This window comes from Maribacter aquimarinus, from assembly GCF_047345505.1.
GTDB lineage: Bacteria > Bacteroidota > Bacteroidia > Flavobacteriales > Flavobacteriaceae > Maribacter.
In genome coordinates, this window is record NZ_JBLFEO010000003.1 from 1 (window position 1) to 25946 (window position 25946).

The 25946-nt window shown below is 51.7% G+C and carries 23 protein-coding genes; 13 read left to right on the forward strand and 10 right to left on the reverse strand.

Annotated elements, in window-relative coordinates; translation table 11 throughout:
- Nucleotides 1-153: 153 nt before the first annotated feature.
- From ACKWCC_RS02775 to ACKWCC_RS02810, 8 genes are all read right to left on the reverse strand, one after another.
- Nucleotides 154-696: a hypothetical protein gene (locus tag ACKWCC_RS02775; RefSeq protein ID WP_413994376.1), complete on the reverse strand. Its 543-nt coding sequence runs from the start codon at nucleotides 694-696 to the stop codon at nucleotides 154-156.
- Entirely contained in the window at nucleotides 697-969 is a 273-nt protein-coding gene (locus tag ACKWCC_RS02780; protein WP_413994377.1) for a hypothetical protein, read from the reverse strand.
- Between the two features lie 5 nt (nucleotides 970-974).
- Complete coding sequence (locus tag ACKWCC_RS02785) at nucleotides 975-1337, reverse strand: hypothetical protein (RefSeq protein WP_413994378.1); 363 nt, start codon at nucleotides 1335-1337, stop codon at nucleotides 975-977.
- Nucleotides 1338-1848: 511 nt separating this feature from the next.
- A complete protein-coding gene (locus tag ACKWCC_RS02790; RefSeq protein ID WP_413994379.1) occupies nucleotides 1849-3384 on the reverse strand; it encodes a YifB family Mg chelatase-like AAA ATPase in 1536 nt (511 codons plus the stop codon).
- Between the two features lie 3 nt (nucleotides 3385-3387).
- The gene (locus ACKWCC_RS02795; protein ID WP_413994380.1) at nucleotides 3388-5784 is read right to left on the reverse strand and encodes a penicillin acylase family protein; all 2397 of its coding nucleotides are present in this window, start codon (nucleotides 5782-5784) and stop codon (nucleotides 3388-3390) included.
- A 118-nt stretch (nucleotides 5785-5902) separates the two neighbouring features.
- The gene (locus tag ACKWCC_RS02800; protein WP_413994381.1) at nucleotides 5903-7867 is read right to left on the reverse strand and encodes a protein-disulfide reductase DsbD family protein; all 1965 of its coding nucleotides are present in this window, start codon (nucleotides 7865-7867) and stop codon (nucleotides 5903-5905) included.
- Nucleotides 7864-9303 carry a tRNA lysidine(34) synthetase TilS gene (tilS, locus tag ACKWCC_RS02805; RefSeq protein WP_413994382.1) on the reverse strand — a complete coding sequence of 480 codons (1440 nt, stop codon included), beginning with the start codon at nucleotides 9301-9303 and terminating at the stop codon, nucleotides 7864-7866. Before tilS ends, ACKWCC_RS02800 begins: the two co-directional genes overlap by 4 nt.
- A 245-nt stretch (nucleotides 9304-9548) precedes the next feature.
- Complete coding sequence (locus tag ACKWCC_RS02810; protein WP_413994383.1) at nucleotides 9549-10088, reverse strand: NADPH-dependent FMN reductase; 540 nt, start codon at nucleotides 10086-10088, stop codon at nucleotides 9549-9551.
- 129 nt (nucleotides 10089-10217) lie between these two features.
- Here ACKWCC_RS02810 and ACKWCC_RS02815 point away from each other — a divergent pair, with 129 nt between their 5' ends.
- Together ACKWCC_RS02815 and ACKWCC_RS02820 are read left to right on the forward strand one after the other, a co-directional pair.
- Entirely contained in the window at nucleotides 10218-11369 is a 1152-nt protein-coding gene (locus ACKWCC_RS02815) for an acyltransferase family protein (protein ID WP_413994384.1), read from the forward strand.
- A gap of 58 nt (nucleotides 11370-11427) precedes the next feature.
- Nucleotides 11428-11658, forward strand: coding sequence for a CDGSH iron-sulfur domain-containing protein (locus ACKWCC_RS02820; RefSeq protein ID WP_413994385.1), 231 nt, complete (start codon nucleotides 11428-11430; stop codon nucleotides 11656-11658).
- A 247-nt stretch (nucleotides 11659-11905) separates the two neighbouring features.
- On the opposite strand, the gene lpdA is transcribed toward ACKWCC_RS02820, so the two are convergent.
- Both lpdA and ACKWCC_RS02830 read right to left on the reverse strand, forming a co-directional pair.
- Entirely contained in the window at nucleotides 11906-13312 is a 1407-nt protein-coding gene (gene lpdA, locus ACKWCC_RS02825; protein ID WP_413994386.1) for a dihydrolipoyl dehydrogenase, read from the reverse strand.
- 109 nt (nucleotides 13313-13421) lie between these two features.
- A complete protein-coding gene (locus ACKWCC_RS02830) occupies nucleotides 13422-13886 on the reverse strand; it encodes an Lrp/AsnC family transcriptional regulator (protein WP_413994387.1) in 465 nt (154 codons plus the stop codon).
- 157 nt (nucleotides 13887-14043) lie between these two features.
- Here ACKWCC_RS02830 and ACKWCC_RS02835 point away from each other — a divergent pair, with 157 nt between their 5' ends.
- The 11 genes from ACKWCC_RS02835 to ribB all read left to right on the forward strand — a co-directional run bounded on the left by ACKWCC_RS02835 (nucleotide 14044) and on the right by ribB (nucleotide 25672).
- Nucleotides 14044-15264 carry an aminotransferase class I/II-fold pyridoxal phosphate-dependent enzyme gene (locus ACKWCC_RS02835; protein ID WP_413994388.1) on the forward strand — a complete coding sequence of 407 codons (1221 nt, stop codon included), beginning with the start codon at nucleotides 14044-14046 and terminating at the stop codon, nucleotides 15262-15264.
- Between the two features lie 71 nt (nucleotides 15265-15335).
- Nucleotides 15336-16844 carry a Na+/H+ antiporter NhaC gene (gene nhaC / locus ACKWCC_RS02840; RefSeq protein ID WP_413994389.1) on the forward strand — a complete coding sequence of 503 codons (1509 nt, stop codon included), beginning with the start codon at nucleotides 15336-15338 and terminating at the stop codon, nucleotides 16842-16844.
- Between the two features lie 593 nt (nucleotides 16845-17437).
- Nucleotides 17438-18082, forward strand: coding sequence for a peroxiredoxin (locus ACKWCC_RS02845; protein WP_413994390.1), 645 nt, complete (start codon nucleotides 17438-17440; stop codon nucleotides 18080-18082).
- A 58-nt stretch (nucleotides 18083-18140) separates the two neighbouring features.
- Complete coding sequence (locus tag ACKWCC_RS02850; RefSeq protein WP_413994391.1) at nucleotides 18141-18455, forward strand: thioredoxin family protein; 315 nt, start codon at nucleotides 18141-18143, stop codon at nucleotides 18453-18455.
- Nucleotides 18436-18693, forward strand: coding sequence for a DUF6952 family protein (locus ACKWCC_RS02855; RefSeq protein ID WP_413994392.1), 258 nt, complete (start codon nucleotides 18436-18438; stop codon nucleotides 18691-18693). The genes ACKWCC_RS02850 and ACKWCC_RS02855 overlap by 20 nt, the downstream gene beginning before the upstream one ends.
- A gap of 230 nt (nucleotides 18694-18923) precedes the next feature.
- On the forward strand, nucleotides 18924-19430 hold the full coding sequence (gene tpx, locus ACKWCC_RS02860) for a thiol peroxidase (protein WP_413994393.1): 507 nt from the start codon (nucleotides 18924-18926) through the stop codon (nucleotides 19428-19430).
- Between the two features lie 12 nt (nucleotides 19431-19442).
- A complete protein-coding gene (locus ACKWCC_RS02865; RefSeq protein WP_413994394.1) occupies nucleotides 19443-19808 on the forward strand; it encodes a diacylglycerol kinase in 366 nt (121 codons plus the stop codon).
- A gap of 59 nt (nucleotides 19809-19867) precedes the next feature.
- Entirely contained in the window at nucleotides 19868-22258 is a 2391-nt protein-coding gene (locus ACKWCC_RS02870; RefSeq protein WP_413994395.1) for an FtsK/SpoIIIE family DNA translocase, read from the forward strand.
- 114 nt (nucleotides 22259-22372) lie between these two features.
- Nucleotides 22373-23017 carry an outer membrane lipoprotein periplasmic chaperone LolA1 gene (locus ACKWCC_RS02875; protein ID WP_413994396.1) on the forward strand — a complete coding sequence of 215 codons (645 nt, stop codon included), beginning with the start codon at nucleotides 22373-22375 and terminating at the stop codon, nucleotides 23015-23017.
- A 74-nt stretch (nucleotides 23018-23091) separates the two neighbouring features.
- On the forward strand, nucleotides 23092-24540 hold the full coding sequence (locus ACKWCC_RS02880; protein ID WP_413994397.1) for an LptF/LptG family permease: 1449 nt from the start codon (nucleotides 23092-23094) through the stop codon (nucleotides 24538-24540).
- Nucleotides 24530-25672, forward strand: coding sequence for a 3,4-dihydroxy-2-butanone-4-phosphate synthase (ribB, locus tag ACKWCC_RS02885; RefSeq protein WP_413994398.1), 1143 nt, complete (start codon nucleotides 24530-24532; stop codon nucleotides 25670-25672). The genes ACKWCC_RS02880 and ribB overlap by 11 nt, the downstream gene beginning before the upstream one ends.
- The last annotated feature ends 274 nt before the right edge of the window (nucleotides 25673-25946 follow it).

Genomic DNA, 25946 nt, shown 5'->3' on the forward strand with positions numbered 1-25946 from the left:
TGTTCGTTTTTGCTATTACAATTTACCACTTTTAAAACAGTTTTCCTATTTTAGAACCTCCCGGAACATCAATAAAACCAAGGCTTTCATAAACTATCCATCTTTTTTTCGGGGGATGGTTAGATTTCTTTTAAGTAATAAGTAAATTAATTCCTAAACAGTTCGGTCAATAGCAAACAGATTGTGTTGCAAATTTGCCTCCTTGTTGTTCTTCATTGCCATTTTTAGAAAGGTAAGGTAAATATCGTTCATTTCATTTATTGAATGTAGCCTGAGTATTTCGTGTGAATGTCCTGTCTGTTTATGTTTCTCAAATGCACTTACCGAATAATGAATATTTAGATTGGGATATTCCTCTATTAAAAGAATTGAAATTACAGCTTTGCCATCATCAAATCTTCCTTTCGTAGATATTTCTGTATAATCATATCCTGTAGGAATACCATTAATATATCTAGGGTAATTCTTATGAGAAGTTTTATCCCAAACAAAACCAACTAAATCATAGGAAACCGAATTCTTAAAATTATTAACTTGGCGTTTATATGTGGCTTCTTTTTCTTCAATCTTATCTAGATTTTGTTTCTGGACTTGCTTTTTAAGCATCGATACCTCAACCATTTTTTCATGTTTTGATTTATCGAAAAAGTAAATTGCAGCAAAAAAAAGAACTCCAAAAATAAAGGCAATACTCATTTATTGTTGTTTTTGATGATTTTCATTCTTAGCTGTTACGTTTGATTTTTCCAATGGTTGCCAATATTTTCTACCAGTTTTTTTATTCTCCCTAATTGTAAAATATTCTCCTGTCTTGTAGCGATAAACGAAGTAGGTTATATCTTCAATCTTTACTGTTTGTTCCGTTTTGGTGTAGCCCTTTTTTGCTAAGGTGCTGTCAATGACCTTTTCTTGACCATAAGCTGATGCCATCATCAAAAACAAGGCTGATAAGACGAATAATTTTTTCATGATTCTTATTGTTTTGTGAATTCTGCTCTTCCTCCATTAGCATCCTGTAGCAGCATAGTCTGATTGTCTATTTCGATAATTTGAGAAATATCCTTTCTTCCATTTCTTGTAATGGTTAAAACATTGGTATCTAAACGCCAAGTGTAGTTATCTCTTCCGAATTTGATTCCCGTACCATCATCATTGAATGTATATGTTATAAGAACGGTTTCAGTTGAAGTTTCCCAAGTACCGATAAGTAATTCTCGTGAAACATTGCTGTTATCTAATACCTGTTCTCCGTCTTCCGATGAACAACTGCTCAGAAAGAAAAACGATATTGTTAGGAGGGTTAAAAGATGTGGCTTTGCGCTTTTAAGTATTGACATTTGGATAGCTTTTGGTTGACACTAATTTTTAACGTAAAATCTAGACAGGAATTGTGCAAATATGTATCAATTGCAAAAAACGGGCATAGTATACCCCCGCTGGCGCGAGCGTCACGCTCGTGCTCTATAAGGTGCTCTTTTTTAGCAGTGTCCCCTACCCTTTACTTACCCAAAAAAAGGATCAAGTGCAGTTAGGAAAATCATAACGGCAACATCAAATTTTCAACTTCGTACTTCGTATTTCCCATTTCGTACTTCTAATTTTATATTTCGTACACCCCCCCTTACCCCCGCTAACGCGAGCGTCACGCTCGTGCCTTATAAGGTGCTCTTTTTTAGCGGTGCACCTTTCCCTTTATTTATCCAAAAAAAGGGTTATGTGCAACTAGAAATATCATAACGGCAACGTCAAATTTTCAACTTCGCACTTCTCACTTCTAATTTGCCATTTCGTATTTCGTACTTCGTACTTCCAACTTCGTACTTCATATCTCCCACTTCGTCCTTCCCCTTACCCCAACCAACCTTCCCGGTCCAGGCTGCGGTATTGGATGGCCTCTGAGATATGGGTGCCATTGACGTTTTCGCTGCCCTCCAGATCGGCAATGGTCCTGGCCACTTTCAGTATCCGGTCATAGGCCCTGGCAGAGAGGTTGAGGCGTTCCATGGCGTTTTTGAGCAGGGCCTTGGAGACTTCGTCCATACGGCAGTATTCGCGGATCTGCTTGGTGTTCATCTGGGCGTTGTAGTGCACATTTTCCAATCCGTTGAACCGGGCGGTCTGGATCTCACGGGCGGCGGTAACGCGTTTTCTGATGGCCACACTGCTCTCTCCCTTGCGGTCTTCGGAGAGTTTTTCAAAGGGCACGGGGGTCACCTCTATGTGAATGTCTATGCGATCCAACAGCGGACCGGAAATTTTACCTAGGTAGCGCTGCATTTCTGCCGGGGAAGAGGTCACAGGGGCGTCCGGATCGTTAAAATAGCCGCCGGGACTGGGGTTCATGCTCGCCACCAACATAAAGCTGCTGGGATAGGTAACCGTAAAGCGCGCCCTGGAAATGGTAACCTCCCGGTCTTCCAAAGGCTGGCGCATGACTTCCAAGACCCCGCGCTTAAACTCCGGCAGCTCGTCCAAGAACAGCACGCCATTGTGCGACAGGGAGATTTCCCCAGGTTGCGGGTAGGCGCCCCCGCCCACCAAGGCCACGTCCGATATGGTATGATGGGGACTCCTGAAGGGCCGTTGGTTCATAAGGCCCATGTTCTTGATCTTGCCCACCACACTGTGGATCTTGGTGGTCTCCAAGGCCTCTTGCAGGGTCATGGGCGGCAAGATGGAGGGCAGGCGCTTGGCCAGCATGGTCTTCCCCGCCCCTGGCGGACCGATCAAGATAATGTTGTGCCCGCCCGAAGCGGCAATCTCCATACAGCGTTTAATGCTCTCCTGACCTTTGACATCGGCAAAATCGAACTCGGGAAAATCCAGGGTTTTATAAAACTCCGCCCGGGTGTCTATAATGGTCTGCTCCAAGGGCGCACCAGTGTCAAAAAATTCAATGACCTGTTTTATGTTCTCCACGCCGTACACCTTTAAATCGCCCACAATGGCCGCTTCGCGGGCATTCTCCGATGGCAGGATAAACCCCTTGAAGCCTTCTTCCTGGGCCTTGATGGCAATGGGCAGGGCACCCTTTATGGGCTGTAGGCTGCCATCCAGGGACAGCTCGCCCATGATCAGGTACTGGTCTATTTCCTCTGATTGGATTTGCGACGAGGCCGCCAAAATGCCCAGTGCCAAGGTAAGGTCATAGGCAGAGCCTTCTTTCCTGAGGTCTGCCGGCGCCATGTTTATGGTGATCTTTTTACCGGGAATCTTGTAGCCGTTGTTCTTCAGGGCCGCGGCAATGCGGTAATTGCTCTCTTTGATGGCATTGTCCGGAAGGCCCACCAGATGGTAGCCTATGCCCTTGTCAATGTTCACTTCCACCGTGACCGTGGTGGCCTCTACCCCAAATACGGCACTACCGTACACTTTTGTTAGCATGCATCATTCCTTTGGCTTAAAAATAAGCAATTCTGATGCATTTTTTATTTCGGCCTCGTTCATCATCATTTTTCGGTAGCCGCCTGCATTGTAAAGCGCCGCCTGGTCTTTGTAATGTTTGCTGAAGGGGTTGCCGGATTGGCCGGTGGGCAAGATGCTATAGCCGTTCTCCACGTCCGAGAAGTCCACGATCCTGCGCGTGGAGGGTCCGGACGAGGTCTTGTAGTGTCCCGTACCGTCAAAATTAAAGGCCATGTTGTTTATGACCTCGCGGGTCCCGTGTATGGGAAAAGGGCCCACATTGAAGAAACCGCGCAGGGCCGCCACCTGCCCAATGGGATGCGGATGCTCCAGGGTGTGCACCTTGTCCCAGGTCCACTGGGCAAGGTCTGGGCCAAATTCTTGCTCCAAGGAGGCTATGGCCTCCAGAAAGGAGGTCTGCACGATGCCCTTCTGGGTCTCCACGCTGTCTGGGGTGTTGCTGTTGTCCCACCAGACGGATTCCGGTTTGCCAGACATCGGGGCAATGACCCTCTTTTGAAAATGGGTGCCCAGGAACTGTTCAAACTTTGTTTTTCCCATTTCATCGGCAAAGGTATTTTCCAACACCCTGTATTCCCAACGGGTAAACAGTGTGGCCGCCACACTGCCCAACGGGTAATTGCCGTCCCAAAGGGCCAGGGTGTCCAACGACAGCAATTGGTTCTCCGTGAGATCGGCCACGTCCATAAGTTTGGAAAAATTGGTGGCCACTTCCCTGTTCACCGAAGAGCTCACATCGGTGAGCATGGTCTTTGTGGCTTCCAGGTCCCAATTGTTCTTGGGCTCCAAGAGCTCCACGATGCGCCGGCCCCGGTTTTCCGGTAGGTAGTAGCCGGGATAGAGCATGCCGGCAATGCTATCTGGCTGGTTGTTGGCAGAATAGACATAGTGCCAAGGCGGGTTCACCGCCTTTGGGTTGGCCGAAAACGGCAACCAATCCTTTTGCAGGGGGAGGCCTTGCCCCGGCTCAAAAACGAGCTTGGTGTTTACACTGTCCGGGATGCGGTAGAGGGCGGCAGTGGCAAACCAGCCCACATTGCCCTCCGCGTCCCCGTACATGATGTTGAGCCCGGGCGCGTGCACTTTGGGCAATGCCTTTTGGAACGATGACAGGTCTTGGGCGTGGCTCAGTTCATACAAGGCGTCCATCACCTGGTTTTCCTTTTGGGTATAGACCCAGGACATGGCCACCGGGCGCTCTCCGGTGACCTGACGGGCAATCCCGTTCAAAATGGGCCCATGCTCCGATTTCTTATAGGAAAAGGCCACGTCTTCGCCATCTTTCACGGCAATGGTCTTGGATACCGTTTCAAAGGTCTTCCAAGCCCCGCCCCACCTGTATTTGTTTGTGTCCTGCGGATGCACGTCTTCGTAATAAAAATTGACATCATCGTTTTGGAACATGGTCATCCCGTAGGCCAGTTGCCGGCTATGCCCCAATAGCGGGAACGGAATGCCCCCCAAATGGTAGCCGTATTTATGATAGGTGGGGGTTTCCAGATGCGCCTCGAACCAGACGGAGGGCTGGGCAAAGCCAATGTGCGGATCGTTGGTGAATATGACCTTGCCGTTCTTGGTCTTTTCGGGCGCCAAGACCCAACTATTGCTCCCCTCGAACAAAGGGATTCCCAAAGGCCCCAAGGCCTTGTGCACCAAGCCCGCCACGGAATTGCCCAAGGTGTCCCGCGCCTTGGCGGGGTCATGCGTCTTGATCCATTCCAGATCCTCACTGGAGTGCGTCTCAAGATCCTTGAGGTAGTCCGCTCCCCATTCCTCTTTTATTTGTGTCAGGAGCGGATCGGTCTTGTGCGCCATGGCAAAGCTAAACGCCATATAGCCCAGGGTGTTGTACACGTCCTTGAGGGCAAAGGGGGTTTTTTCCAGTCCGGTAAGGTGATATTCCACTGGGGTGTACCCTACCGCCACAAATTGGTTCACCCCGTCCAGGTAGGCCTCGGTGAGCCGTACCCCGGGACTGTTGCGGTCCACACGGGCCACCGTGGCCACCGTGGCGTCATCAATGCCCAGGGTAAGCATGAACTTATCGGTCTCCAACAAATCGGGCCCAAAGACCTCGGAAAGCCTCCCCGTGGCAATGCGGCGCAACAGCTCCATTTGCCACAGGCGCTCTTGGGCGTGGAGGTAGCCCAGGGCACGGAAGGCATCGGCCTCTTCTTGGGCATAGATATGGGGGATCCCGTAGGCATCGTGATATACCTCCACGGGGGCAGCCAGGGAAGACAAGGTCTTTTCCCCGCTGTAATCGGTGGTGTGGGCGCCCACAAATACGCCAAGGCCCACCGCGGCCACCACTAGGACGAGCAGTAGGGCCAAGCCTATTTTCTTCACTGTTTTCATTGAGGTCTCTTTGAGGGTTTCTGCCCTCTAAGGTAGTATAATTATCAGCTTGGGCACAAGCCAGCGGCCCATTAAAACACGGTGACATCCAGATGCACCGCCATGATGGCCCAAGCGCTCAGTCGCGGTAGTTCCCAAGGCCTTCCAAGAGCCAGTCCCGGTAGGTGTCCGCATCGGCAGATTGTATGGCGGTGTTGAGCACCTCCAGATCGGGCGACAAGAGCACGTAGTAGGGTTGGGAAACGGCATTGAAGTTCACGTCTTGGAAGGTGCCCCATTTTTGGGCGATGTTCTCAATGCGCTTGGTTCTCCCGGAATCGTACAAAAAGGTGAACTGTTCCGCTTCGGGCAGGGCCTTGCGATCGTCCACGTACAGGGATATGAGCACATACTCCTCGTTGATGATGGGAAAGATATCGGGCTCGCTCCAAACGTTTTCTTCCATCTTGCGGCAATTGACGCAGGCCCAACCGGTAAAATCCAACAGAATGGGCTTGTTCACTGCCTTGGCGTGGGCCACGCCCTCATCGAACTCCTTAAAACATTCAATGCCCAGGGGGCAATCGCTCTCCGTTTCAAAGACACTGTAAAATTGCGGAGGGGGAAAACCGCTCAGCAGCTTTAGGTGGGTCACCTTGGCCAGGCCCAATACAAGGTAGAGGGTAAAGGCCGCGCTCAGTGCCGCCCATGCCTTTCTGCCAGTGGAAAGGGGTGCCTTGGGACCATCATGGGGAAACCGGGCCCATCCCAGCAGATAGAGGGTCATTAAAAGGCCCAGTAGGATCCATAGTGCCAAGAACACCTCGTGCTTCAGTATGCCCCAGTGGGCCACCATATCGGCGTTGCTCAAGAATTTCAGGGCCAGGCCCAATTCCAAAAAGCCCAGTACCACCTTTACCGTGGTCATCCACCCACCACTTTTGGGAAGACTGTTCAGCCAGGCCGGGAACAGGGCAAAAAGGGCAAAGGGAAGTGCCAGGGCCACGCCAAAGCCCGTCATCCCGGCACTGAGGTTCCAGGCCACATCGCCCTCGGCCATGGTGGTGCCCCCCAACAGCCCGCCCAAGATGGGGCCGGTACAGGAAAAAGAGACAATGGCCAGGGTCACCGCCATAAAAAAGATGCCCATGGCCCCGCCCACCTTGGAAGAGGCCGCATCCATCTTATTGGCCCAGGAGCTGGGCAGGGTAAGCTCATAGTACCCGAAAAAGGAAAAGGCAAAGAACACAAAGATCACAAAAAACGCCAGGTTCACCCAAACATTGGTGGCAATGGTGTTCAGGATCTGGGAATCGACCGAATCGAAAAGGTGAAAGGGCAGGCTCAACAAAAAGTAGATGAGCACAATGAAGAAACCGTACAAGAGGGCGTTGACAATGCCCTTGGAGCGCTGTTTGGAATGTTTGGTAAAAAAAGATACCGTTAACGGGATCATGGGAAACACACAGGGGGTCAACAGGGCAATGAGCCCGCCCAAAAACCCCAGGGCAAAAATGACCCATATACTGCTGTTGCCATCCACGTGTGCCTGGCCCTGGTTTAGGCGTTCTCGGTTCTTAAGGTCTATTTTCAATGCGGCGGTCAGGGCCCTGGAACGTTCGTCCAGCACCACGGCCTCCTCCTCCACGGCCGAACCGTCCAGGGAAAACACAAAGTCCTTGTCGGCCGGGATACAGACCTCCTTGCAGACCTGGTAAAAGAGATTTACCTTGATCTGGTTCACCGCGGGGTCCAACAACTTGATGTTTTGCGTAAAAATGGCCTCTTTCTTAAAAAAGGTCTCCTCTACCTCAAAAATGTCACTGTATTCGTCAATGGTGGCACTTTCCCGTGTGGGCCCCAAAAGCTCATAGGCCTCCCCTGCCCCATCATAGGTAAACTCGCTGGGCAGCGACCCACCATCTGCGGTGTATTGGGAATACACGTGCCAGCCCTCAAAGATATCGCCCTTGATGATGAGCTCGTATTCCGTGTGCGAAATTTGCTTCACCTCGTGGGACCAGGCCACGGGGTCCTCATCGGTCTGGGAGACCAAATTGGCGCTTACAAAAAGTGCAAAAAATAATGTAATGAGCTGCTTCATTCCGTATATGCTATGCTAATGATGTCCTCTGTGGATTCCTTCACTTTAAATCTTTCGTCCATGCGCCGGCCCACTACCCAGACAATGTCCGATTCCGAACACAGGAGCCATTGGTCTTCCTTTTCGAACAAGTTCATTTTCTCATCCTTGAAAAATTTGGCCAGTTTTTTCCTTCCTTTCATACCAATGGGATAAAAGTAGTCGCCATTTTTCCATTTCCTTAACCGCAACGGAAACTTTAACGCACTTTTATCCACATAAATTATATTTTTTGATGCCACTTTCAGCTCTTTTTCAGTAGCGATGGTCAACCGCACGGGATGTTCCAAATGGGTGTTCCCCTGGGCAATTGAATAGTGCGCATCATCGGGGACATCTTTGTTCGCTCGATCTAGGTACAGGGCATCGCGGTCTTTTAAGAGCAGATGTGTTCCCGATCTAACCCGTTTACCGCTCGTGGCGTCCAGAAGGGCGGTAACCGCCTCCCAATCGGTAAATCCGTAATCCCTGAACAGGGCGTGGAGGTGGGTATCTCGTGGCTCAAGGGCCTTAAGGGCTTCCAGATCCACTTCAATACGGCCCTTGGCGCCGTGGAACAATCGCTCCTTGAGCTGCCGCGTGTAGGCCTCGGTGAGGGCTTCCGTCTGTCTTAAGTGGTTCTGGGTGCGGGTCACGTTCTCCAAAAAGGTGGGGTGCAGTTGTTTGAGCAAGGGTACGATCTGCAGCCGTATCTTGTTTCTCAGGTACTTGGTTTCCGCATTGCTGGCATCTTCCCGCCAGACCACCTTGTGCCCCTTGGCGTAATGGGCCAGGGTGTCCCGGGAAAAGGGCAAAAGGGGCCTCACAATGGCACCGTTCACGGGCGGGATGCCCATTAACCCTTGAATGCCCGTTCCCCTGGAAAGGTTAATGAGCATGGTTTCCAGGGTATCGTCCGCGTGATGGGCCGTTAGCGTATGGTCATATCCTTCTGCTTCCATCAGGGAAGCAAACCATTGGTAGCGGAGTTCCCGCGCGGCCATCTGTATGGACTGCCCGCTTTTTTTGGCGTATGACCTTGTTTTAAAGTGTTTTACAAAGAAAGGGCGCTCCCATTGATGGGCCAGGTCCCTGACCAAGGCCTCATCGGCATCGCTGTCACCGCCGCGAAGCTGAAAATTACAGTGGGCCAGGGCAAAATTGAGCCCCATGTCCCTGCACAGCCGCGCCAAGACCACGCTGTCCAAGCCTCCACTGCAGGCCACCAAAAAGGGCCCCTCCAAAACGCGTGGAAAAACTGCCCTGAGATGTTCTTTAAACTGAGCTAACACGCTGCAAATATAGACAAGATTTGGGGAGGGCATTTTTATTTGGGTCGATGGAAATCGGGTGCCCAAATGCCCCCTTTGGTCTTTGTGCCGCGCCGCGCGATGTTTGGCAAAGGAACTTGTCTTCATAGGATGAAGGGTGCTTCCCTTGCGCCACCTCGGATACTAATTTGACCTCCACAGGCCAGGTTTTATGGAACTGCCCCTTAAAAAAACTGGGCCTGGCCTTCCTTGATGATAAAGGACCAACATAAGGTGGCCGGCCCAATAGTATGATGTAAACGCACAACTACTTTGTTATTGGGCGATTACAGTACTTCTTATATATCTATTTCCAGAAGTATAGAACCTTAAAATCTGGCAGAAGGGCCATACTAGGTACGCAGGGCCCTTAAAAATTGCTGTAGTTCCCTGCGGTGGGCCTTGGCCAGCTGCTGGTCCAAGATACCTTCGGCATCGCTAAAGGAAGTGTTGAAATTGGGGAGGGAAAACGTTCCGGTGACATCGGCCTTGAAACGTTTCAGCAACTGCTCGGCCACCCCCAAGGCCCCAATGGCGCCCCGCTTTCCTCCCGAAGTGGACATCAGGAACACTTTTTTTCCGGCAATGAAGTCCCTATCCACGCGAGAAAGCCAGTCCCACGTATTCTTAAAAAAGGCCGAAGGGTTGCTGTTGTGCTCGTTAACGGAGAAAAGAACGCCGTCCGCTCGTTGGAAAGCCTCTCGCAAGGCCACTAGATTGGGATGGAATCCATTGTCACGCTCTTCGTCCTCACTGTACATGGGCAGCGGAGTCTGGGCCAGATCCAAGAGGTGCACCTCGTGCCCCTCCACCAGGGAAACGGTATGTTTTACCAATCGGAAATTGATGCTCGAGGAGGAATTGCTGCCGGCAAAGGCTAAAATCTGGGCCATTGTTGGGTAGTGGTGTTATTTGGCGAAAATAAATGAAATTGTCCATGGTTGCCATTAATTTATCTAATTTTGCACCCCATAACCCATAACCCGCTGTAAGCAAGAGGTATAGGGATTTTATTTGAGATGATGCAAACAAGGGACAACCGACTGTACTTTATTGATGCCATGCGGGCTTGGGCCATTGTCATGATGCTACAGGGCCACTTTGTGGACGGCCTGCTGGATCCTGTCTTTAGAAACGCGGAGAGCGGTGCGTACGGTGTTTGGAAATACTTTAGGGGCATAACCGCTCCGGTCTTCTTTACGGTATCTGGCTTTATCTTTACCTACCTGTTGTTGCGGCCGGGGGCCAAGGGACTTAAAAATCCCAGGGTAAAAAGGGGCATCAAGCGCGGACTGGAACTGTTGCTCATAGGGTATCTGCTGCGCATCAACCTGTTTGGACTGCTCAAGGGGAGTATCTATCCTTCTTTTTTTGTGGTGGACGTGCTGCACATCATTGGTCTCTCCCTATTGGGCATCATTGCCTTGTACCTTCTTACCATCAAGTTGCCATCTTGGGGCTTTACCATGGCGCTCTTGGGCACCACCTTGCTGCTCTTTACCTTGGAACCCTGGTACAAGACCCTGGACTATGGGCTCTTGCCCCATTGGATCGCCAATTACTTCACCAAGGCCAACGGGTCCGTGTTCACCCTTGTCCCTTGGTTGGGCTATGCCGCCTTTGGTGCCTTCCTTTCCAAGGTGTTCCGCTCGCAAAAGGACCATCCCCGGCTCTATGCCCTTGGCATACCACTGTGCTTGGGCCTCGGGGCAGCGCTCATTGGCTGGTCTTCCGGTATCTTTCTTTTGTTGCATGACACCCTCAACCTGCCCCTTTTCAATGCGGTGGCGCACAACAATTACCTCTACATGCGCCTGGGCGACGTGCTCCTGGTATTTGCCTTGTTCATGTTTTTAAGACAAGGATTGCGCAACCCCACCCTGATCAAGCTGGGGCAGTCCACCCTGTCCATCTACGTCATTCACTTCATAGTGCTCTATGGCAGTTTTACAGGTTTGGGGCTTTATCATTATTTTCATCACCAGCTTGGTGTGTGGACCACCATCCTTGGGGCCCTGGGATTCACCTTTGGCTGCTGTCTCCTGGCGCTTGCCTACGAGAACAACAAGGTACGGCTAAAAATGGGCGCACGCTCGGCATGGGGCTGGTCAAAGCGCAATGCCAAGGCACATTTCCCAAAGATGTCCAGATTATTTGGAACCGCTAAAAATTAAGGAGGCCCCTCGCAATTTTGGTTTTGATAAAGTACCTTGTACCAAAAATTAAAAGACCATGAGCGAAAAAGAGTACGCCCCCATTCAAGTGGCGCTGGAAAAAGACAAGCGCTACGCCTGGTGCACCTGTAGCCACAGTGCCAACCAACCTTTTTGTGACGGTGCCCACAGGGCCCACAACAAACCACCCTCCTTGGCCTTTACCGTGGATGAGGACAGAAGTGCCTTTCTCTGTACCTGTAAAAAAACGGGTAACCCGCCCTATTGCGACGGTTCCCACAACGGATAGCGGCCCATACCCTTTTTGCCAATTGAGCCACATCCCTCACAAGTTTGGCCATGCCTGCTTTTTGGTGCTGCGCCCAATTTATGCATTGCATTATTGTTATGAAGTTTCGAGATACCACAAAGATTGGTTTTTTCTCGATTTTCAACTTTCCATCGCTATGGTCGCAGCACAACATCACCGAATACGGGACAAAAAAAGCAGCCGTACGTACGGCTGCTTTTTTTAATTTGATATTGCTTCCAATTTTCTAGATATGTAGCGCTCGGTCTTCCGTGGCGGCCAGTGCGGCCTCTTTAACGGCCTCCGCATAGGTGGGGTGCGCATGGCTCATACGGGCAATGTCCTCTGCAGAGGCCCTGAACTCCATGGCCGTCACGGCCTCGGTGATAAGATCGGCACAGCGGGCGCCGATCATGTGCACGCCCAAGACCTCATCGGTGTCCTTGTGGGCCAGAATCTTCACAAAACCGTCCAGATCCATACTGGCCCTGGACCGGCCCAATGCCCGCATGGGAAATTGGCCCGATTTGTAGGGCACACCGGCCTCCTTCAGCTCCTCTTCGGTCTTGCCCACGGCCGCCACCTCGGGCCAGGTATAGACCACATTTGGAATGAGGTTATAATCTATGTGCGGTTGCTGGCCGGCCAACTGCTCGGCCACCAAGGTGCCCTCCTCTTCGGCCTTGTGGGCCAGCATGGCACCTTTTACCACATCGCCAATGGCGTAAATGTTGTCCACATTGGTCTTTAGGTGGGCATCCACGGCCACCCTGCCCCGCTCATCGACCTTAACGCCGGCGGCCTCCAGGTCAAGCCCGTCGGTGTACGGTCTCCTGCCCACGGAGACCAGGCAATAATCGCCCTTGAAAACCACTTCTTCCCCTTTTTTGTCATCGGCCTTCACCGTCACGGTCTTGCCCCTGCGCTGTACCGACTTCACCTTGTGGGAAAGCGCAAATTTCACTTTTTGTTTCTTGAGCACCTTCATCATTTCCTTGGACAGTGCCGCATCCATGGTCGGGAGAATGCGGTCCATATATTCCACCACGGTGACCTCGGCGCCCAGGCGCCTATAGACCTGCCCCAACTCCAAACCAATGACCCCGCCACCAATGACGATCATGTGCTTGGGAATCTCCTTGAGCTCCAGGGCCTCCGTGGAGGTGATGATGCGCTCCTTGTCCAGCGAGATAAAGGGCAAGGTGGCCGGCTTGGAGCCTGTGGCAATGATGATGTGCTTGGCCCCGATGCGCTCCGTGCTGCCATCGTTCTTTTTAATGTTTATGGTGGTGGCATCCTTAAAACTGCCCAAGCCCTCATAAACGTCGATCTTGTTCTTGTCCATTAAAAACTGGATGCCCTTGGTGGTCTGGTCCACCACGCCCTGCTTCCGGGCGATCATCTTCTCCAGGTTTACCTTGACCTCGCCGGGCACCTCAATGCCGTGCTCCGCAAAATGCTTAACGGCATCCTCATAGTGGTGGGAAGAATCCAACAGGGCCTTGGAGGGAATACAGCCCACATTGAGGCAGGTGCCGCCCAAAGTGGCGTATTTTTCTATTATGGCCGTTTTCATGCCCAATTGCGCGCAACGGATGGCCGCAACATAACCTCCTGGTCCGGAGCCGATCACGGCTACATCATATTGATTCATATATGGAATGTTTTTGATTTTTGTTTGATGACAAAAGTACGAATGTTTTAAAGCTGCCACAAGTGCCCATTTGGCCCGGATGGGCCAGCTTTGTGGGCAAACGGCACCCCTAGGGCAGCAGTGGCAGTGCGGTGGTATGCTTAACCTCCTTAATGGTAAAGGAGCTCTGGGTGCTGCCAATGTGCTCTATGGCCGTGAGCTTTGCCACCATAAAGTGCCGGTAGGCCTCCATATCGCGTACCACGATCTTTAAAAGATAGTCATAGTCCCCGCTGAGGTGGTGGCACTCCATGACCTCCGGAAGCTTCATCACCTCCCTTTCAAAATAACCAATGTTTGCCTGGGTATGCCGGGTAAGCCGCACATGGCAAAAGACCACGAAATCCAGCGCTACCTTCTTCTTGTCCAATAAAGCCACGTAGTGCAACACCATCCCCTGGCGTTCCAATTTCTTGATGCGCTCGTAAACGGCCGTGGTGGAAAGGCCCAAACGGTGGGCGTACTCCTTGGTGGTCCTTTTGGCGTTCTGTTGCAACAGCTGCAACAACTTAAGATCGTGAATGTCCAACATCATCGGTGCCGTTTTTTCCACATCCGAGCAGGAAAGCCCTGCTTTATGGATTAATATTCTAAATTTTCTATAAAATTAGATAATATATCGGCTTAAACCAATCAATGTTGTAATTCATTCGATAAATTCCTATTTTTATGAATGATAAAAGTTGATAAAAATGAGCAAAAAAGCCACTAACGATCTACAGGACCTTCAGTATTTTGGAGAGTACGGGGGCGTGAACCCGTCCATATCGGACTCCTCTACCTACACGTTTCTATCGGCAAAGACCATGTTCGATACCTTTGAGGGCAATACCGAGGGCTGCTACCTCTACAGCAGGCACTCCTCGCCCTCCAACCTGTACCTGGGAGAGGCGCTTGCCGCCCTGGAGGGCACGGAGACCGCCAATGTCACCGCCAGCGGTATGGGGGCCATTTCTGCCGTGATCATGGAGCTCTGCGGGGCCAATGACCACATTGTGAGCAGCCGCACCGTTTATGGCGGCACCTACGCCCTCATGAAGAATTTTCTCAAGAAATTCAACATCCAGACCCACTTTTTGGACATTACCGACCTCAAGGCGGTGAAAGCGGCCATTACGCCAAAGACCAAAATGATCTACTGCGAGAGTGTGAGCAATCCGCTCCTGGAAGTGGCAGACCTGGCCGCACTGGCCCGTTTGGCCAAGGAGCACCACATCCCCCTGGTGGTGGACAACACCTTTTCACCACTTTCCATTTCGCCGGCAAAACTGGGGGCCAGTGTGGTGATCCACAGCCTGACCAAGTTCATCAACGGCACGAGCGATTGCGTGGCGGGGGCCATCTGCGGGAGCAAGGACTTTTGCCTATCGCTCAAGGATGTGAACAGTGGGGCGGGGATGTTGCTGGGCAGTACGTTGGACAGCCTACGGGCAGCCTCCATCCTCAAGAACATGCGCACCCTGCACCTTCGCATGAAAAAACACAGCCAAAATGCCCTGTACCTGGCCCAAAGGTTTCAAGAAGATGGCCTAAGGGTCATGTATCCCGGACTGCCCTCGCACCCGGGCCACTTGATCATGGAAGACCAGATGAACCGCGATTATGGTTTTGGCGGCCTCCTGACCCTGGATGTGGGCTCCTTGGAAAAGGCCAATGCCCTGATGGAGCGAATGCAGGACAAAAAACTGGGCTATCTGGCGGTGAGCCTTGGTTTTTACAAAACCCTCTTCAGTGCACCGGGAAGCTCCACCTCTTCGGAAATCCCCTTGGAGGAACAAAAAGAAATGGGACTTGGGGAAGGGCTGATCCGTTTCTCCATTGGCCTGGACGACGATATTGAACGTACCTACCAAATGATGCGGGACTGTATGCGGCAGCTGCACATTTTGGATTCCGAAAAACAACGGTCTTAGTCCCCGGGCGATCAAAGTTGCACATTCGTGGCTTAAATCGTAATATTACCCCAGAACCAAACGGAAACAGAATGGCCAAACCCAAACCAAAGGAGCAGCAACAAAATGCCACAGTGAACGAGAACAACGAACTGAGCATTTTTGAGGCCCTGATCCCGGTGGTGGTACTGGTGGCCATGCTGGCCTACAATGTCTATGTCTTTGGAGACGATGCCCTGAGCGGTTCCAACCAGTTCATCTTGCTTTTGGGGGGCGCAGTGGCGGCCGTTGTTGGCATACGCAACAAAGTGCCCTATAAAAGGATGTTGGCCGAAGTGGCGGAGAACGTAAAAAGCACCACCGGGGCGCTGCTGATCCTCCTTATGGTGGGCGCGCTGGCGGGCACTTGGCTGGCCAGTGGCATTATCCCAGCCATGATCTACTACGGGTTGCAAGTACTGAACCCCACCATTTTTTTGGCGGCCTGCGTCATTATATGTGCCGTCATTTCAGTGGCCACCGGCAGCAGCTGGACCACCTCCGCCACCGTGGGCATTGCCCTGGTGGGCATTGGGGAGGCCCTTGGCATTGGCATGGGAATGACCGCGGGAGCCGTCCTCTCCGGGGCCTATTTTGGGGACAAGCTCTCCCCCTTGAGCGATACCACCAACCTGGCTCCTGCCATGGCCGGGGGCGAACTCTTTACCCACATTAAGTACATGCTCTATACCACCGTGCCCACGATCTCGGTTACCCTGCTGGTGTTCATCATCATTGGCCTGAACATTGACACCAGCGGCCAGGCCGATGTGGCCTCGATCCTTACCTCCATAGAGGCCTCGTTCAACATCAATGGTTGGCTGTTCTTGGTGCCCGTGGTGGTGGTGGGCCTTATCATAAAAAAAACACCGCCCTTGGCCGCCCTGTTGGTGGGCACCTTGTTGGGGGCCCTCTTTGCCCTTATCTTTCAGCCCAATGTGGTAGCCGGCATTGCGGGCGCCCAGCAGTTGGACCTACAGTCCGGATATCGGGGCATTTTGGAGGCCATAACCGTAAGCACGGAGATTCCCACGGACAACCAGGCCCTGAGCGACCTTTTTGCGGCCAAGGGCATGGCAGGGATGCTGGGCACCATTTGGCTCATTGTCTGTGCCATGGTGTTTGGGGGCGTCATGGACGGTATCGGGGCCTTGGCCCGTATTACCAAAGCCCTGCTTTCCCTGGCCTCCAGCACCTTTAGCCTTTTTGCCAGTACCGTGGGCAGCTGTCTGGCCCTGAACGTCACGGCCTCCGATCAGTACCTGGCCATTGTGGTGCCCGGCAAAATGTTCAGCAAGGCCTACGCCGATAAAGGTCTTGCCCCGGAGAACCTGAGCCGCACCTTGGAGGACTCGGGGACCGTGACCTCCGTGCTCATTCCGTGGAACACGTGTGGTGCCTACCACAGCGGTGTCCTGGGCGTAGGTGTAACGGACTATTTCTTCTATGCCGTTTTCAACTGGCTAAGCCCGATCATGACCCTTTTGTTCGCGGCCTTCAACATTAAGATAAAACAACTGGTGCACAAAAAGGTTCGGCCCGTTCCCGAAACCACTCCATAATCCGCATTCTGGGAAGTTAAATTTCCGTTAGCATCAATCTGTACGGAAAACAGCTTGCCCTTTTCGTTTTTAAACCCCGTTAATGCCAACCCGAGCCATAGGCTTTTTGGCGGCCCATCCCGGCGGTGTCCTCTTATGCCAGTTCTCGTTTGGAGATTGGCCAAAGAAATTGAATTCTTTTGTTGGGCCCTCGAAAAAGAAAAATGGACCATGGCAAACATAGGTGCCCTTCTTTTTTTGATGCAAGGCCCAAGATGAAACCTTCCATCAGCTCATTTTCAAGGGGATAACGGAATGGCCCATCGACCTAAAAAAACCTTACCCAAAAAAGCGGTGCGACAGGGCTAAAATCAGGGGAAAAATTCGCAAAATTTCCACTTTTATGAGGACGTCAAATATAGGTGTGCATTGCTGTGGATTCCCTAAGAATCACCTTACATTGGTATGGAAATGATAGTGATGCTCGCTTAAATTTTGCGCCATATCCCAAGGCTATCCTTTCATTGGATTTTCCAATTTGGCAAGCTGGGCCCCGCCCCACTTCCGGACTACCTTTGTACCAGAATCTGTTAACGAACTAAACATTTTTGAAAATGACATTTGTAGGAAAAAAATTTCCAGACCTCAGTGTAAACGCAATGGACGAAATGGGCGATACCTTTAAGCTCAACGTCTTGGAGGAAGCCCAAAAGAACAACAAAAAAGTACTGCTCTTTTGGTATCCCAAGGATTTTACCTTTGTGTGCCCCACGGAGCTCTTGGCCTTTCAGGATGCCCTGAAGGCTTTTGAGGACAAGAACACCAAGGTGATCGGCGCCTCTTGTGATACGGCCGAAGTGCACTTTGCCTGGTTGAACACCGACAGGGACAACGGCGGCATTGAGGGCGTTACCTATCCGCTGCTGGCAGACAGCAACCGCAACCTGGCCAACACCTTGGGCATTTTGGACATTACGGATGAGAAGTACAATGAAGATACCGGTATCTTGACGGTAGAGGGCGACAACGTGACCTACCGCGCCACCTATCTCATTGACGAGGAGGGCACCGTCTTCCACGAAGGCATCAACCACATGCCCCTGGGCCGTAACGTGAACGAATACCTAAGGCTCATTGACGCCTACACCCACGTCCAGGAAAAAGGCGAGGTGTGCCCGGCAAACTGGGAAGAGGGCAAAGAAGCCATGACCGCCGATCGTAAAGGGGTGGCCCAATATTTGGCCGCACACTCCAACTAAAAAAAGTAAAACCTTGGGCCCCGCCTCTTCTGGGCGGGGCTTTTCAACACCTTATAGTATGTTAGTAGAATTGGAAAAAGACAATCTCCAGGAAATTGTGGCGGAGCACAAAAATGTGATCGTACAGTACTCTGCCACGTGGTGCGGAAATTGCCGCATCATGAAGCCAAAGTTCAAAAAGGAATCGGCCGCGAACGAAGACATCACCTTTGTCCTGGCCGATGCCGAAAAATTCCCCGAATCGCGCAAACTGGCGCAAGTGGACAACCTGCCCACCTTTGCGCGGTTTTCCTCAGGGGAATTCAAAAATCAGGTGCAGACCAATAAGTATGATGTTCTAAAAGAATTGGTACATGAAGCTTCCAGTAATTAAGCACCTTACAAATTTCATAGAACGGAACGATGAGGACTTTGTGGTGGAAACCATTGCCACATTGGAAGACCTTACGGAACTGGGTTCCCTAAAGGACCAGGATCTGGACGTTTTGGGCGAGGTGATCTCCAACATGTACGGCGCCCTGGAAGTGCACAGGGCCGTGAAGGAGGGCACCCCCAAAAAAGAGGCCCTGAACCAGTTCATGCAACGGGTCACCGGGGCCATTGATGCCTGAGGCGTGCGCGGCGCATAAAAAATCCGTCACCTCCAAGGGCTTCATGTGCCTCATCCACTCCACACTGTCGGTTTTGGGTTCAACTTTTCAAGGGCGCGCCATCTTTGGTGACGCGCACCGACCCGTTCCCCTGCCGGGCAGCATCCATTTTGGGATACTTTTAGCTAAATGATCGGCGGGGTATCCCTTTTTTATTTTTATTTTTCCCTCCTAATTTTAAAATTGATACAATGGCAACAGTAACACTTAAAGGAAGTGAAATACACACCAAGGGACAATTGCCCGCCAACGGCAGCAAGGCACCTGGTTTTGAATTGACCAAGAACGACCTTTCCGCGGCCAAATTATCGGACTATGCCGGATCCAGGGTGATCCTGAACGTCTTTCCCAGTGTGGACACCGGTACCTGTGCCCAATCCGTGAGGCAGTTTAACCAAGAAGCGGCGGCACTGGAGAACACCAAGGTGCTCTGCATCTCAAAGGACCTTCCCTTTGCCCAGGCCCGCTTCTGTGGCGCAGAGGGCATTGAAAACGTGGAAATGTTGAGCGATTTCAAGGATGGTAATTTTGGATCGGCCTATAACCTTACGTTTACGGATGGCCCCTTGGCCCCCCTGCACTCGCGCGCCGTGGTGGTCTTGGACGAGAACGGAAAGGTCCTCTACAGCGAACAAGTGGCCGAAATTGTGGACGAGCCCAATTACAAGGCCGCCCTGGAAGCCCTTAAGACCGCTTAGCACCTTCCCCTGATGACAAAGGAATCCCTTGTGGTAAATCGCCTCAGAAGCATTGGTTATGCTTTTCGGGGCGCTTTACTGCTTTTGCGCAGCGAACCCAGCATTCAGATACAGATGGGGCTGGCCGTTCTTATGACCGTCCTTGGTGTTGTCATGGACATCTCGGCCACGGAATGGATGTTCCAGATCACCGCCATTGCCATGGTCATGGGCGTGGAGGGCCTGAACACCGCCGTGGAAAAACTGTGCGATTTTGTGCACCCCGGCCATGAACCCAAAATTGGACTGATCAAGGATGTTGCTGCGGGCGCCGTTATGCTGGTCTCCATTGGGGCCGTGCTCATTGGTGCCATTATTTACCTGCCCAAATTTTTTTAGTGCCCGGTTTACTTTGGCAACGTGCCTAAATTTGTAATTTAGCCGAGAATTAGAGCGCTATGGCAAAAAAGGCATCCAAAAGAAAGCCTGCACCCCCCAAAAAAAAGACGTCTTTTAAACTCTCCAAACAGAACAAAATCATTCTGGGGAGTTTGGTGGCACTGCTAAGTATTGCCCTCCTTATAGCCTTTGCATCGTTCTACACTACCTGGCAGTACGATCAAAGCCAGCTCAGTACGTTTGCCGATCGCAACGAACAGACCAAGAACCTCTTGAACAAATTTGGAGCGGCCACGGGCCATTTCTTTGTGTACCGGGGCTTTGGCCTTGCCGCCATGCTGCTGCCCCTCTTAACGGGCACTACGGGGATTTTCATGTTCATGGGCTGGAAGAAGGCAAAACTGTGGAAACTTTGGATTTGGGGCCTCATTTTCGTGGTTTGGATTTCCATTTTTCTAGGCTTCTTTGCCACGGAGCACCCCCTATTGGGCGGCCTGGTGGGCTATGAAATGAACGATTTTCTGCAAGACTACACCGGGAAGATCGGCGTGGTGCTGCTGCTCATCTTCGGGTTTGTGTTCATCATGGTGCGGCTGTTCAACATTACCCCGGACATGGTGGTGTCCTATGCCCAAGGCAAAGGGAAGGCCCTTCGGGAATCCTTTAAAAAAGAGCCCGAAAGTCCTTATGAGGAGCCAGACCCGGTGACCCCGCTGGAAGAGGAAGTTCCGGTGGTGCTGGACACCTATACCCATAAGAAGGACATTCCCGCCCTGGAAAAGGAGGAGCCCTCCAAGGACCTGGAGATCACCCCGACCACGGACGAGGACCATGGGCCCTCCCTGGACATGGAAGTGGCCACCACCACCGAGGAGCCTTTGGAAACCGATGCCCTGGCCAGCAAATTGGTGGAAGATTTTGGGGAATTTGATCCCACCCTGGAACTGGGCAACTACAAGTTCCCCACTTTGGACCTCCTGGATCCCCACGGCGTTACCGGCGGCATCACCATTAACCAAGAGGAACTGGAAGAGAACAAGGACCGCATTGTGGATACCTTGAAAAACTATAAAATTGGCATTGCCCAGATCAAGGCCACCATTGGCCCCACGGTGACCCTTTATGAAATTGTGCCCGAGGCCGGCGTTCGCATTTCCAAGATCAAGAACCTGGAAGACGATATTGCCCTGTCCCTGGCCGCACTGGGCATACGCATCATTGCCCCCATTCCCGGCAAGGGCACCATAGGCATAGAGGTGCCCAACAAAAATGCCACCATTGTCTCCATGCGCTCGGTCATCGCCTCCAAAAAATTCCAGGGTGCCGAGATGGAACTGCCCATAGCCTTTGGCAAGACCATTAGCAACGAGACCTTTGTGGTGGACCTGGCCAAGATGCCGCACCTCTTGATGGCCGGCGCCACCGGGCAAGGGAAATCGGTGGGCCTCAACGCCGTGCTCACCTCCCTGCTCTACAAAAAGCATCCGGCCGAGGTGAAGTTCATCTTGGTGGACCCCAAAAAAGTGGAACTGACGCTGTACAACAAAATAGAGCGGCACTTCCTGGCCAAGCTCCCCGATTCCGAGGAGGCCATTATCACCGACAACACCAAGGTGATCAATACCCTGAACTCCCTGTGCATAGAAATGGACAACCGCTACGAACTGCTGAAACTGGCCATGGTGCGCAACCTTAGGGAATACAACACCAAGTTCAAGGCACGGAAGCTCAACCCCAATGACGGCCACAAATTCCTGCCCTACATTGTACTGGTCATAGACGAATTTGCCGATCTGATCATGACGGCCGGCAAGGAAGTGGAGGGGCCCATTGCCCGTTTGGCACAATTGGCCCGGGCCATTGGCATACACCTCATCGTGGCCACCCAACGGCCGTCCGTGAATGTGATCACCGGCCTGATCAAGGCCAACTTCCCGGCACGCATTGCCTTTAGGGTCACCTCTAAAATAGATTCGCGCACCATTTTGGACGCCCAAGGGGCCGATCAGCTCATAGGCCGTGGCGACATGCTCTATACCCAGGGCAATGACGTTACCCGTATTCAGTGTGCCTTTGTGGACACGCCCGAAGTGGCCAAAATAGTGGATTACATAGGGAGCCAGCGTGCCTACCCAGACGCCCACGAACTACCGGAATATGCCGGGGAAGATTCTGGCACAGGTCTTGATAATGATATTGGCGACCGCGACCCCATGTTCCGAGAGGCCGCAGAAGTTGTGGTCATAGCACAACAGGGATCCACATCCCTCATACAGAGGAAGTTAAAGCTGGGCTACAACCGGGCGGGCCGCATTATGGACCAATTGGAGGCCGCCGGTATCGTGGGGCCCTTTGAAGGCAGTAAGGCCAGACAGGTGATCATCCCGGACCTACAGGCCCTGCAACAGTTTTTTGACGATGAAGCCAACCGACTGCCCGGTGGCGCATAGCCTTGGGCCCCGTACAAAAACAGGGGCAGAACCGGCATGGTGGTAAAATTATAACGAACGATCAAAAGAACGCTTTATGAGCCCTATGGGCCAAACCATTTTAAACGAACAACAATGAAAAAAATACTATTTCCGCTCTTCTTTGCCATTGTGGCCCATGCCGTGAACGCCCAAGGTGCGGACAAGGCCAAGGCCCTTTTGGATGAGGTATATGCCAAGGTCAAAAGCTATGACAATGTGTATGTCGATTTCCGTTTCGACCTGAAAAATGCGGAGGCGGGCATCAACCAGGAGACCCGTGGCGACGTGACCTTGAAAGGGGACAAATACCTCTTCAATTATTTGGGCTCCCAGCAGATGTACGATGGCCAACAGGTGTACACCATAGTCCCGGAAAACGAAGAAGTGGTCATGGAGAGCAAATCTGAGGAGACCGATGCCATGACCCCTTCCAAAATGCTCACCTTTTACCAAGAGGGCCACAACTACGCCTGGGACATACTGCAGAACGTACAGGGAAGAAAAATCCAATATGTGAAGCTCACCCCCATTGACAGCGACTCCGAGATAAAGTCAAGGTTGTTGGGCATTGATATGGGCACCAAGCACATCTACAAGCTCATTGAAACGGGAAAGAACGGAACGGTGACCACCATTACTGTTAATTCTTTTAAAACGGACCAGCCCCTCTCGGAAACCTTATTTAAATTTGACGCTTCCAAATACGAGGAAGAGGGCTACTACATTATAAGAAATTAGGACTTTTGAGAATACTGGATCGGTATATACTGTCAAGATTTGCCTTTAATTTTTTCAGCTCTTTCGTTATACTGATGTTCATTTTCATCTTTCAGACGATTTGGCTGTTCATAGACGACTTGGCGGGCAAGGGCTTGGACATTGTGATCATTGGCAAGTTTTTGTTCTATCTGATGCCCGACCTTACCGAGAAAGTACTCCCGTTAACGGTACTGCTATCCTCCATCCTCACCTTTGGCACCTTTGCGGAAAATTATGAGTTTGCCGCGATGAAGGCTTCGGGCATCTCCCTGCAGCGCTCCATGGCCAGCCTCATCATCTTTGTCACCATTTTGGGCGGGGTCACGTTCTTCTTTGCCAACAATGTGATCCCCCTTTCCCAGCGCAAGATCTACAACCTTAGGAAGAACATTGCCAAGGTAAAGCCCGCCGCTGCCGTGACCGAAGGGGTTTTCAGTGATTTTGAAGCCGCGGACATGAACATTAAGGTAGATGAGAAGTACGGCGAGAACGACCGCTTTCTGCGCAACGTCATCATCCATGAAAAATCCAAAACAAAAGTGAACACCACGGTGATCAAGGCCCGGACGGGGGAATTGGTGAGCAGCAAGAATTCAGATATCCTTCAACTTATCCTAACCGATGGGCATTATTACAAGGACATCGTTACCAACAACACCGGCTCCAAATTGAAATACCCTTTTGCACAGGCCAATTTTGATACCTATATCATGAACATTGACCTGAGCGAGCTCAACAATGTGGACCTCGAAGAGGAACGGGACATCAGTACGGCCAAGATGAAGAACATTAACCGGCTGGTCAAGGACATTGACTCCATAAAGAATGACAACTACCGCATTGTCAGGGCCTTTTCAAAAAACATCAAAAGCCGTATGGGCGCTTTTGTGCCGCTGGCGCAGGAAGACACCTTGATCACCAAAAATGCGGTTCGCAAAAGAAACGACTCCATCAGGGAAGCAAAATATGCCCTGACCCGGCAAGACACCGCCAAGCAAAAACTGGCCAGGGAAAATATTTTGAACATCTATGAAGACTGGCAGAAAGTACAGATCATGAGCAATGCCAAAAATGCCGTGAGCAGCATTCTGGGCTCTGTGAAGGGCAAAAAGAACGAGATGCAGAACCGCTACAAGAACTACAACATGCACATTCTGTCACTGCACACCAAATACGCCCTGGCCTTTTCCTGTATCATCCTCTTCTTTGTGGGGGCCCCCTTGGGCGCCATTATCAGAAAAGGAGGCCTTGGACTGCCCATGGTGGTGGCCATTATCCTGTTTTTGATCTATTACTTCATTGGGGTGTTTGCCGGCAACTACGCCAAGGAGGGCAACATACACCCCATATTGGGTGCTTGGCTCTCTACCTTGATCATGCTGCCCCTGGGCATTTACCTCACCAAAAGGGCCACCGAGGACAAGGGCATGGTTAATTTTGGAGCGATGACCGATTTCTTTACAAACCTATTCAAGAAGCGAAGTACTGCAGATGACAACTAAGACAACAAACACCATACAACTGAACACCATAGCCGAGGCCATTGAGGACATCAAGGCCGGTAAGGTCATTATCGTGGTGGACGATGAAAACCGTGAAAACGAGGGCGATTTCCTGGCGGCGGCAGAACTGGCCACCCCAGAGACCGTGAACTTTATGGCCAAGCACGGCAGAGGTCTCATCTGCGCCCCGTTGACGGAGGGCAGGTGCCAAGAACTTGGGCTGCAGATGATGGTGCACAACAATACGGACCCCATGGAAACCGCCTTCACGGTATCGGTGGACCTCAGGGGCCACGGGGTTACCACGGGCATATCTGCCGCGGACCGCTCCAAGACGGTATGCGCCCTGGTGGACCAAAACACCAAACCCCACGACCTGGCCAGGCCGGGGCACATCTTTCCCCTGGTGGCCAAGGAAGGCGGGGTGCTCCGTAGAACCGGGCATACCGAGGCGGCCATAGATTTTGCCCGTTTGGCCGGGCTAAAGCCCGCCGGCATCATCGTGGAGATCATGAACGAGGACGGCTCCATGGCCCGCCTGCCCCAACTGATGGAGGTGGCCAAAAAGTTCAATCTCAAGATTGTCTCCATAGAGGACCTGGTGGCCTACCGAATGGAACACGACAGCCTCATTGAAAAGGCCCATGACTTTGACATTACAACACGTTTCGGGGAGTTTAGGCTCAGGGCCTACAAACAGACCACCAACAACCACGTGCACATTGCACTGACCAAGGGCAGTTGGGACAAGGGAGAGGGCATTCCCACCCGAATCAACTCCACCCTGATCAACAACGATATTTTGGGCACCTTGACCAACCGTCCGGACCAAAAGCTGGAAGACATGTTCGCCGCCATTGAAAAAGAGGGCAAGGGCGCCATAGTGTTCATCAATCAGGATACGGGCTCCCTGAACATTCTCTCCCGACTTTCGGAACTGAAGGAACTGCAAAAAAAGGGCATTTACAAAGCCCCCAAAATAGAGATGGATGCCCGTGATTTTGGCATTGGGGCGCAGATCTTGCATGACCTGGGCATTTCAAAGATAAGGCTGCTCACCAACAATCCACAGGCCAAACGCGTGGGCATTGTTGGTTATGGACTGGAGATCGTGGAGTACGTATCCTATTGATGCCCTTGTACATCGCACACAAAACAGGCCGCTGAACCACCGTTTGGGCGGTACGGGATCACATGGATGAAGTGGTGGCCAAAAAAAGGCGTAAACCCCTTAACGGAAAGGGCTCCATTGGCAGGTGGCCATCCCCCACAAAAACGGGACTACCACACACGAGCAGACTACCTGGGGGCAAGCCCACAAGACATTAACAAAAAACTGAATTTTAATTTCCAGGCAGGCCTAGGAGCATCAAACCCTTTGGCGGTGCCAATGAAGGGAGCGTACC